Below are 6,248 nucleotides of genomic sequence, written 5' to 3' on the forward strand. Positions count from 1 at the left end.
GATCTCACGCGCTCAGGTGGCCGGGGATGCGCAGGTGGCGGCGCACGACGTCGACGAATTGCGGATCGCGTTTGGCCGCCCACACCGCCGCGAAATGCCCGACCGCCCAGAGCCCGAGGCCGACCAGCCAGAGGCGCAGGCCAAGGCCGAGCGCCGCCGCCAGCGTGCCGTTGAGGATCGCGATCGAACGCGGCGCGCCGCCGAGCAGAATGTGTTCGGTGAGCGCCCGATGGACTGGGACGGTGTAGCCTGGCACTTCGCTGGCGCTGTCGATCAGGCTCACCATCAGACGAGCGCTCCGCCGCCGAAGGAGAAGAAGGACAGGAAGAAGCTCGACGCGGCGAAGGCGATCGACAGGCCGAAGACGATCTGGATCAGCTTCCGCGCGCCGCCTGATGTGTCGCCGAAGGCGAGTGTTAGACCTGTGATAATGATGATCATCACAGCGATGATCTTGGCCACGGGTCCCTCGATGGATTCGAGGATAGATTGCAGCGGCGCTTCCCACGGCATGGACGAACCGGAAGCATGAGCCGCTGGCGCCAGCATCATGCTGATGACGGCGACGGACATGGCGGCCGCAATACGACGGCGCGCGAGCAAGGCGTGGTGCATCATTTGGAATCTCCTTGGACGGACTGGGTTGCTGGGGTGACGCGGTAGTCGCCGTCGGGATGAAGGCCATCGACGCGAGCGAGTTCGGTGAGGCGACGGGTCGATCCGCGGCCGCTGAGCACCGCCACGAGATCGATGGTCTCGGCGATGAGCGCGCGCGGAACGGTGATGACGGCTTCCTGGATGAGCTGTTCGAGGCGGCGCAGCGCGCCGAGCGCGGTCCCGGCGTGGATAGTGCCGATCCCGCCCGGATGGCCTGTTCCCCAGGCCTTGAGGAGATCCAGCGCCTCGGCGCCGCGCACCTCTCCTATTGGAATGCGATCCGGGCGTAGGCGAAGCGAGGAGCGAACGAGGTCGGAGAGCGACGCGACGCCATCCTTCGTCCGCATGGCCACGAGATTTGGCGCGGCGCATTGCAGTTCGCGCGTGTCTTCAATGAGAACGACGCGGTCGAAGGTCTTCGACACTTCGGCGAGCAAGGCGTTGGTGAGCGTGGTCTTGCCGGTCGAGGTGCCGCCGGCAACGAGAATGTTGCGACGCTCCGCAACGGCGAGGCGGAGAATCTCGGCCTGTTCGGCAGACATGATTTTGGTCGCGACGTAGTCGGCGAGCGTGAAAACAGCGACGGCCGGCTTGCGAATGGCGAACGCTGGGGCCGTTACGACCGGAGGCAGGAGACCCTCGAACCGTTCTCCCGTCTCGGGAAGCTCCGCCGATACACGCGGCGAGCCGGCATGTACCTCGGCGCCGACATGATGCGCGACGAGGCGCACGATGCGCTCACCGTCCGCCGGCGACAGACGCTCTCCAGTGTCGGAGAGCCCCTCGGAGAGCCGGTCGATCCAGAGCCGCCCGTCGGGATTGAGCATTACCTCGACGATCGATGGGTCTTCCAGAAATCCGGCGATGGCGGGGCCGAGCGCCGTGCGCAACATGCGCGCGCCTCGCAGGATCGCCTCTGATTGCTGGTGAGAAACCGCCATGTCGTCCCCGTTCTGCGTGGGACCGCAAACGTGCGGCCCTGGATCGGGGATCAGTAGAAGAGGCAGAAATCAGGGCATGACAACAAGCAGAATGGGGTCGTAGTGCTCTGGCGTATAAAGACAGGGAGGCGGCGGAACTGCCGGAATCTTGCTACGCGTCGCGCGATGATTAATCCGCGCCTGCGATCCCGGCGACGTCCTCCGAAATCTCCTCACGCACTTTCGGTCCCTTCGCGAGTCGCCGCCCGAGTGCGGCGACGAAGGCGTCGTACCGCTCGCCAGCCTGCGCCCGTGCGGCGGCCTGGGCCGGCTCCGGCAATGGCGGATTGGTCGTGAGCCAGAAGCGGACAAACACCGCCAGCATCTCCACCGAGATGCCGAGATCGCGCTCCATGCGCGTCATGCGCCGGTCGAGCTGATCGAGACGCTTGGTCGTCGCTGCTTCCTGTCGTTCGGCCGCATCGGGCGACAGGAACGATGCGATCGCCGCTTCGGCGATGAGCGATCGTGACTGGTCGCGGCGCGCGGCATAGGCGGCGAGCGCCTTCATGGTGTCCGGATCAAGATAGACGGATAGCCGCTGCTTTTTCGGCGCCTTCACCATCGCAGCGCCTACAGATCCATGCCGTCATTGGTGTCGAGCGAGACCTGTCGCGCGATACCCTGCATGACCTGATTGAGGCGGCTCGTGCGGACGCTGTCGTCATCCGCATCATCGGCAAAATCGGCCGCGAACTCGTTGTCGATGGGCGCCTTCTTCTCGACAGCGCCCGCCTTGTTCAGCTCGGGCTGATGGCGGCGCTCCGAGCCTGTAGGGTCTTCGTCATCCCCATTGGCATCGTTGATTTCCACGTCCGACTGCGGTCGTGGCGGCAAGGGCATCGCGCTCCAATCGTCGGCCTTCGCCGCAGGCGTCTTCACGAGCACGGGCGGCGGCAGCACACGCTCCTGAAAACGACGATCCTCGAAATAGCGGGCCTTCTTCGCGCGGATCGGCGGCGTGCCGGCGACCATGACAATCTCGTCGGCCGGCGGGAGTTGCATGACCTCGCCTGGCGTGAGCAACGGCCGCGCGGTTTCCGAGCGCGAGACCATCAGATGGCCAAGCCAGGGGCTGAGCCGGTGTCCGGCGTAGTTCCGCATCGCCCGCATCTCGGTTGCGGTGCCAAGCGCATCCGACACGCGTTTGGCCGTCCGCTCGTCATTGGTCGCGAAGCTGATGCGGACGTGGCAGTTGTCGAGGATCGAGTTGTTCGGCCCATACGCTTTCTCGATCTGATTCAGCGACTGGGCGATCAGGAAGCTCTTCAGGCCGTATCCGGCCATGAAGGCCAGCGCGGATTCGAAGAAGTCGAGGCGGCCGAGCGCTGGGAACTCGTCCAGCATGAGAAGCAGACGGTGCCGCCCTCCCTTCGCCTGTAAGTCCTCGGTCAACCGCCGGCCAATCTGATTGAGGATCAGGCGGATCAGCGGCTTGGTCCGCGCGATGTCGGAGGGCGGCACAACGAGGTAGAGCGTCGTGGGCCGCGCTCCGCCGACAATGTCGGTGATGCGCCAGTCGCAATGTCGGGTAACCTCCGCCACCACCGGGTCGCGGTAGAGGCCAAGGAACGACATCGCGGTAGACAGCACGCCGGACCTTTCGTTGTCTGACTTGTTCAGCAGCTCCCGCGCGGCAGACGCGATGACGGGGTGCGGTCCAGCGTCTCCGAGATGCGCGGTCTTCATCATCGCGGCGAGCGTCGATTCGATCGGTCGCTTAGGATCGGAGAGGAAGGCGGCGACGCCGGCGAGCGTCTTGTCGGTCTCGGCGTATAGAACGTGTAGAATGGCACCGACGAGCAGCGCGTGGGACGTCTTCTCCCAATGATTGCGGCGTTCCAAACTCCCTTCGGGATCGACCAGGATGTCGGCGATGTTCTGGACGTCGCGCACCTCCCATTCGCCGCGTCGGACCTCGAGCAGCGGATTGTAGGCGGACGACTTCGCGTTGGTGGGATCGAACAGCAGCACGCGGCCATGTCGGGCGCGGAAGCCGGCGGTGAGCTGCCAGTTCTCGCCCTTGATGTCGTGAACGATGGCCGAGCCCGGCCAGGTCAGCAGCGATGGCACGACCAGGCCGACGCCCTTGCCGGAGCGGGTCGGCGCGAAGCAGAGCACATGCTCTGGTCCGTCATGACGAAGATAGGCGCGGTCGAATCTGCCGAGCACCACACCGTCGGGTCCAAGGAGACCGGCGGCTCGCACCTCGTCGGCGCGCGCCCACCGCGCTGAGCCATAGGTCTCGACATTCTTGGCCTCGCGCGCGCGCCAGACCGACATGCCGATCGCGACGGCGATCGCGATGAAGCCGCCTGATGCAGCGATGTAGGCGCCCTCAACGAAGACCGAAGGCGCATAGGCGTCGTAGAAGTACCACCACCAGAAGAAGGCCGGCGGATGATAGACCGGCCAGCCGAACAGCTCGAACCATGGCAGGCCGAGTTGCGGCTGGAAGCCGAGCTGCCATGCCGTCCACTGCGTCGCGGTCCAGGTGGTGGCGAGCACAATCAGAGAGACGACAAGGATTTGACCCCAGAGGATTTTGGTGGCCGACATAGCGGAGTCCTTTCTTGATGAGGAGCTGTGTTCACAAGCCGATCCCCCGCTTGCGGGCGAAGCTCCAGTCGATGCCGCCATCGCCCCGCGCGAGACCGGAGACATGCCGGCCGAGCTGCTTTTCGAGTGATGGCGACCAGGGAACGAGCTGGAAGCCGAGGCCGTCATCGATCATTGCGAAGCGGCCGGAAGCGAGCGCGAAGCGCCGCTGGTAGTTGCCGGCGACATATTCACCGCTGGCCGCCTTGTTGAACGGCCGCCCGCTTTCCGCCGCCAGCCTTTCGCCGAGCGCGTCCAGCTCGCGCCGGCGCAGCGTCTCGATCAGGTTGCGGCTAAAGCTGACGCCGCGGCTCTGACGTTCCGCCAGACCTTGAGCGATCAGGTGCTCGGCGCGCCGGTCCAGCGCCTCATGCACCACCGCTCCAAAGCCACCGCCCCCGAGTGTGACAGGTTCACGCGCGATAGCCTGCCGGTCGAGCCAAGTGGCGCCGTTTGCCATGATCTGCTGTTCGATCGAGAGGTCCGAGCGGACCGCCAGGGCGACGCGGCGTTGGCCCTGGGCGTCATCGAACCTGCGTAGCTCGACGATCGATCCGGGCGCGCTATCGCCGGCGGCGTCGAGGTCGGGCAGCTTGATGTGATGGGTGCGGCCGTCCGTGCCGTCGATCACGGCATAGGCCGTACCCTTCAGCTCATCGTCGAGACCGCGGGCGACCAGCCGGCCGACGACAGGATCGTCCAGGCTTTCCCCGGCGAGCACATAGTTGGACGCACCGCGCTCGATGCCGTGTTCGGTCAGGCCGCAATGGATGCGCTTGATGATGTCGCCGCGTTCACCGAGCTGGCGCAGCGTCGTCTCGGCGTTCTCCGATATCGACCACTGGCCGGGGCCGATTTGGTCGGCAAGGCCGAGCGACTCGAGCTTGCGTAGGCGCCCGACCTTGAGTGCATGAAATTCGTCGGGCTGGCGGTCGGGCCGCGGCGCGAGGTCGATGACGCCGGTGCGGGTGCTGTCGCGCGCGAGCTGCCGGTCGAGGTTGGTCCAACGCTCGGCGGCTATCTGGCGTTCGAGCGTGCGGTGGATCTCCTGATCGGTGCGGGGGCCGAGCTCCTGGGTGATCAGGTCGCGCGCCCGATCGCGCATGCCCTCCTTGATGTAGTCGCGCGAGATGACGAGGTTCTCGCCGTCCTCGCGCGCGCCACGCACGATCAGGTGGACGTGCGGATGCTCGGTGTTCCAATGATCGACGCCGACCCAATCAAGCTTCGTGCCGAGGTCCTTTTCCATCTGCCCGACGAGGTCGCGGGCGAAGGACTTGAGGTCGGACATCTCCAAAGCGTCGTCGGGCGAGACGATGAACCGGAAATGATGCCGGTCATCCTCGCACCGCTCCGCGAACGCTTGTCGATCGGCATCGTCCGCGGCAGGGCCGAATAGCAGGGCCTTCTCTCCGTCCCGGGTGACGCCCTCGCGGCGCAGATAGTTCAGGTGGGTTGCGAGCTGCGCGTTGCGTCCGCCGTGGCGGACCACACGCGCCTTGACGACGGCGCCACGCGAGCGGGACGTGATGAGCCGATTGGCCTGCAACGATGCACGCTGGCCGCGGCCGAACCGAGAGCGGTGGCCGGGACCGATCGTCCCCATGCGGGAGACCGATCCGCCGGCCCGTTGGGCGGCGGCGAGCGCCTGGGCGATGAAGGGTCTGGCGCGCTGGACGCGCGTCGAGCGGATGCGGCCTGGCCGGATGCGGAAGTCGTTCTCGTCGCTCATGGCGGCAAGACCGCACATCGCGCGATAGCGCTGATTTGCTTATGAAATCGCCGGAGCCGCAGGCTGCGCCAGTCAGGCACACCTCGCGAATCTGCTGTGTAAGTCCCTGAAAAAGCACAACCGAACCGAGGCGCACATCGCGCCCCTTTATCCTGCCCTCCTAATCGGTCGTATTTCCACTGCTCTTGCGGACATCGTCGTTCATCCTTCCCGATGCGAGAATATACTATGCTGTTCGCCACGGCACGCCTCCGCTCGCGGGCTTCGAGTTCCGATGCGCC

Annotated in this window: 6 protein-coding genes; all 6 read right to left on the bottom strand. The window is 65.7% G+C overall.

What is annotated here, in order from left to right; translation table 11 throughout:
* Positions 1 to 4: 4 nt before the first annotated feature.
* Positions 5 to 286, bottom strand: coding sequence for a VirB3 family type IV secretion system protein (locus ABLE93_RS23000; RefSeq protein WP_348842093.1), 282 nt, complete (start codon positions 284 to 286; stop codon positions 5 to 7).
* On the bottom strand, positions 286 to 618 hold the full coding sequence (locus tag ABLE93_RS23005) for a TrbC/VirB2 family type IV secretion system protein (RefSeq protein WP_348842094.1): 333 nt from the start codon (positions 616 to 618) through the stop codon (positions 286 to 288). The genes ABLE93_RS23000 and ABLE93_RS23005 overlap by 1 nt, the downstream gene beginning before the upstream one ends.
* Positions 615 to 1,598: a P-type conjugative transfer ATPase TrbB gene (gene trbB / locus ABLE93_RS23010; protein ID WP_348842095.1), complete on the bottom strand. Its 984-nt coding sequence runs from the start codon at positions 1,596 to 1,598 to the stop codon at positions 615 to 617. Before trbB ends, ABLE93_RS23005 begins: the two co-directional genes overlap by 4 nt.
* A 169-nt stretch (positions 1,599 to 1,767) precedes the next feature.
* Positions 1,768 to 2,202, bottom strand: a complete 435-nt coding sequence (locus tag ABLE93_RS23015) for a CopG family ribbon-helix-helix protein (protein ID WP_348842096.1) — start codon at positions 2,200 to 2,202, stop codon at positions 1,768 to 1,770.
* A gap of 8 nt (positions 2,203 to 2,210) precedes the next feature.
* The gene (locus tag ABLE93_RS23020) at positions 2,211 to 4,196 is read right to left on the bottom strand and encodes a conjugal transfer protein TraG (RefSeq protein WP_348842097.1); all 1,986 of its coding nucleotides are present in this window, start codon (positions 4,194 to 4,196) and stop codon (positions 2,211 to 2,213) included.
* A gap of 31 nt (positions 4,197 to 4,227) precedes the next feature.
* On the bottom strand, positions 4,228 to 5,967 hold the full coding sequence (locus ABLE93_RS23025; RefSeq protein ID WP_348842098.1) for a relaxase/mobilization nuclease domain-containing protein: 1,740 nt from the start codon (positions 5,965 to 5,967) through the stop codon (positions 4,228 to 4,230).
* Between the last annotated feature and the right edge of the window lie 281 nt (positions 5,968 to 6,248).

The organism is Xanthobacter pollutisoli, from assembly GCF_040044995.1.
Classification (GTDB): Bacteria; Pseudomonadota; Alphaproteobacteria; order Rhizobiales; family Xanthobacteraceae; genus Xanthobacter.